The sequence below is a fragment of the Amnimonas aquatica genome (assembly GCF_002943415.1).
In the GTDB taxonomy this organism is placed as follows: Bacteria; Pseudomonadota; Gammaproteobacteria; order Pseudomonadales; family Moraxellaceae; genus Perlucidibaca; species Perlucidibaca aquatica_A.
This window is the reverse complement of record NZ_PTQZ01000192.1, coordinates 1-3,443: the sequence shown is the minus strand read 5'-3', so window position 1 is coordinate 3,443 and position 3,443 is coordinate 1. Positions and strand designations below refer to the sequence as shown.

Annotated in this window: 4 protein-coding genes; all 4 read right to left on the bottom strand. The window is 67.2% G+C overall.

From position 1 onward, the window contains the following. Window positions 1-111: 111 nt before the first annotated feature. Window positions 112-1,164, bottom strand: coding sequence for a sulfate/molybdate ABC transporter ATP-binding protein (locus C5O18_RS07645; RefSeq protein WP_105192885.1), 1,053 nt, complete (start codon window positions 1,162-1,164; stop codon window positions 112-114). Beyond that, entirely contained in the window at window positions 1,161-2,084 is a 924-nt protein-coding gene (cysW, locus tag C5O18_RS07640; protein ID WP_105192883.1) for a sulfate ABC transporter permease subunit CysW, read from the bottom strand. Before cysW ends, C5O18_RS07645 begins: the two co-directional genes overlap by 4 nt. A 1-nt stretch (window position 2,085) precedes the next feature. Beyond that, complete coding sequence (gene cysT / locus C5O18_RS07635; RefSeq protein ID WP_105192881.1) at window positions 2,086-2,943, bottom strand: sulfate ABC transporter permease subunit CysT; 858 nt, start codon at window positions 2,941-2,943, stop codon at window positions 2,086-2,088. Between the two features lie 104 nt (window positions 2,944-3,047). Next, window positions 3,048-3,443: winged helix-turn-helix domain-containing protein (locus C5O18_RS07630; RefSeq protein WP_162495440.1), on the bottom strand; the 396-nt coding region annotated here is incomplete at its 5' end.

The following is a 3,443-nucleotide window of genomic DNA, read 5'->3' as shown; positions in this document are numbered from 1 at the left end:
ATCATGCAAAGCGGGCATTGTAGCCGCTGCCGGCACCAAACCCGATGCCGGCGACCGGTCCGGTGCCGGAAGTACCGGACACCGCACCAGCCCTGGCACGGATACTCGCGCTCAGCCGGCCTGGCCAGCGAACAGGTGCGCCTTGCGCGGATGCAGCCAGAGCGCGTGGCCCGGCGTCAGGTCGGCATCGCCCAGGTCATCGCGCGTGGACAGCTCGATCTCCAGCGGCTGGCCGGCATGCACCACTTCCAGCTGCCAGCGCGGGCCGACGGCGCGCACTTCCTTCAGCGTGACCTCCTGGCTGCCGTCGACGGCATGGTGCGACAGGCTCCAGTCGCTGGGGCGGACATAGGCCACGCCCTGGCCATCGGCCACGCTGCCGGCCGGCAGCTGCCAGCCCAGCACGTCGGCCCGGCCGCCGCTGACCTGCGCCGGCAGCTTGTTGGCCTGGCCGAGGAACTCGACCACGAACGGCGATGCCGGGTTGTGGTAGACCTCCGCCGGCGCGCCGACCTGCTCGATGCGGCCGCGGTTGAGCACCACCACGCGGTCGGCGACTTCCAGCGCCTCTTCCTGGTCATGGGTCACGAACACCGAGGTGATGTGCAGTTCATCGTGCAGACGGCGCAGCCAGCGCCGCAGCTCCTTGCGCACCTGGGCATCGAGCGCACCGAAGGGCTCGTCGAGCAGCAGCACGCGGGGCTCCACCGCCAGCGCGCGCGCCAGGGCGATACGCTGGCGCTGGCCGCCGGAAAGCTGGCTCGGGTAGCGGTCGGCGAGCCAGTCCAGCTGCACCAGCTGCAGCAGCTCGTGCACCTTGTGACGGATGATGGCTTCGCTCGGGCGCGTCTTGCGCGGACGCACGCGCAGGCCGAAGGCCACGTTCTCGAACACGGTCAGGTGGCGGAACAGCGCATAGTGCTGGAACACGAAGCCGACCTGGCGCTCGCGCACCGGGGTGTCGGTGGTGTCCTCGCCATGGAAGGCCAGGCGGCCGCTGTCCGGCGTTTCCAGGCCCGCGATGATGCGCAGCAGCGTGGTCTTGCCGCAGCCCGACGGCCCCAGCAGCGCCACCAGCTCGCCGCCGTCAATGTCGAGGTTGACCTGGTTCAGCGCGGTGAAATTGCCGAACTGCTTGCTGATGGATTCGATGGCAATGCTCATGCCCTGCTCTCCTGAATGCTGTTTGCCTGAACGGACGGCGCGGGGCCGGACTCCTGAAAACCTTTATCCTGCGCGGCCAGCTCGGCCGCCATGCGCCACTCGACCCACGACTTGATGGCCAGTGTCACCAGCGCCAGCAAGGCCAGCAGCGTGGCCACCGCGAACGCCGCCACGAACTGGTACTCGTTGTAGAGAATCTCGATGTGCAGCGGCATGGTGTTGGTGATGCCGCGGATATGACCCGACACCACCGACACCGCACCGAACTCGCCCATGGCGCGCGCGTTGCAGAGGATCACGCCGTAGAGCAGGCCCCACTTGATGTTGGGCAGCGTCACCCGCACGAAGGTCTTGAGGCCCGAAGCGCCGAGGGTGATGGCCGCCTCTTCCTCTTCCGAGCCCTGCGCCTGCATCAGCGGAATCAGCTCGCGGGCCACGAACGGGAAGGTCACGAACAGCGTGGCCAGCACGATCGCGGGCACCGCGAAGAGGATCTTGATGTCGTTGTCCATGAGCCAGCTGCCCAGCGCGCTGTGGGCGCCGAACACCAGCACGAACACCAGGCCGGCGATCACCGGCGAGACCGCGAACGGCAGGTCGATCAGCGTGATCAGCAGTGCCTTGCCGCGGAACTCGAACTTGGTGATGGCCCAGGCCGCCGCCACGCCGAAGACCACGTTCACCGGCACCGCGATCGCCGCCGCCAGCAGCGTCAGCTTGATCGCCGCGTAGGCATCGGGGTCATCGAAGGCGGCCAGGTAGGCGCCCCAGCCATTGCGCAGCGCCTCGGTGAACACTGCCACCAGCGGCGCGAACAGGAACAGCGACAGGAAGGTGAAGGCCACGGCCAGCAGGCCGTAGCGAACCCATGCCGGATCGCGCAGCGCCGCGCTGGGCTTCTTGTTGCTCAGACTGGCCATGTCATTCCTCTCCCCGCGCGCCGCGCTGGCGCACCCAGATCTGCAGACTGTTGATGAGCAGCAGCAGCACGAACGAAATCACCAGCATGACGGCGGCGATGGCCGTGGCGCCTTCGTAGTTGTACTGCTCCAGCTGCGTGACGATGAGCAGCGGCGCGATCTCTGACACCATGGGCATGTTGCCGGCAATGAAGATCACCGAGCCGTACTCGCCGATGGCGCGCGCGAAGGCGAGCGCGAAGCCGGTGATCAGCGCCGGCAGCACCGCCGGCCAGATCACCGCCTTGAAGGTCTGCCACCGGCTGGCGCCGAGGCTGGCCGCGGCCTCCTCGACTTCCGCCTCCAGGTCCGCCAGCACCGGCTGCACCGTGCGCACCACGAACGGCAGGCTGATGAAGGTCAGCGCCACCACGATGCCCACCGGCGTGAACGCGACCTTGATGCCGTACTCGATCAGCACGCTGCCGAACCAGCCGTTGGGCGCATACAGCGCGGTCAGCGCGATGCCCGCCACCGCCGTCGGCAGCGCGAACGGCAGGTCGACCAGGGCATCGACCAGGCGCTTGCCCGGGAACGGGTAGCGCACCAGCACCCAGGCCACCAGGAAGCCGAAGAAGGCATTGATGACCGCCGCGATGAACGCCGCGCCGAAGCTGATCTTGTAGGACGCCAGCACGCGCGGCGAGAAGATGATGTTGGTGAATTCCTGCCAGGTCAGGCCGGTCGCCTTCAGGAACACGGCGGCCAGCGGAATCAGCACCAGCAGGCTGAGGTAGGTCACGCTGTAGCCCAGCGTCAGGCCGAAGCCGGGCAACACCCGTTTCGGCTTGCGCCTGGCAGCGGGGACTTGGGAAGACATCCGGCAGACTCCTGAAATGCAGATAAATGGGTAATGCGGCAAGCCTATCGGCTGCCGCATTCCATGGAAAAGAATGATTTTTTAGATGGATATACGAAAAAACTCTAAAGGCTGAAGCGGGCGCCACCCGGCAGCGGATCCTTGCGTCGCACATCAGGCCGCAGGCGGTAGCCCTGGCCGCGGACGGACTCCAGCAGCTCGCCCTGGCCGTGCTCCTCGAGCTGCCGGCGCAGGCGGTAGATCTGGGCATCGACGCTGCGCGGCTCGATGGCCCCGTAGTTGCCCCACACCGCATCCAGCAGCTGCTGGCGGCTGAACACGCGGCCGGGGTGCTGCAGGAACAGCTGCAGCAGACGCAGGCCCTGGGCCGACAGGCTCAGCGGCAGATGGCCGATGCTGGCCGACTGGGTCACGGTATCGATGCGCAGGCTGCCCTGCTGCAGCACGGCAGCATGGCTTTCGTTGCGGGTGGAGAAGTATTCGTGCAGACGCAGCAGCAA

What these genes read in the sequence shown, in the direction of transcription:
- C5O18_RS07645 (WP_105192885.1), bottom strand. Translation starts at nt 1,164, where the DNA reads ATGAGCATTGCCATCGAATCCATCAGCAAGCAGTTCGGCAATTTCACC.
- cysW (WP_105192883.1), bottom strand. Translation starts at nt 2,084, where the DNA reads ATGGCCAGTCTGAGCAACAAGAAGCCCAGCGCGGCGCTGCGCGATCCG.
- cysT (WP_105192881.1), bottom strand. Translation starts at nt 2,943, where the DNA reads ATGTCTTCCCAAGTCCCCGCTGCCAGGCGCAAGCCGAAACGGGTGTTG.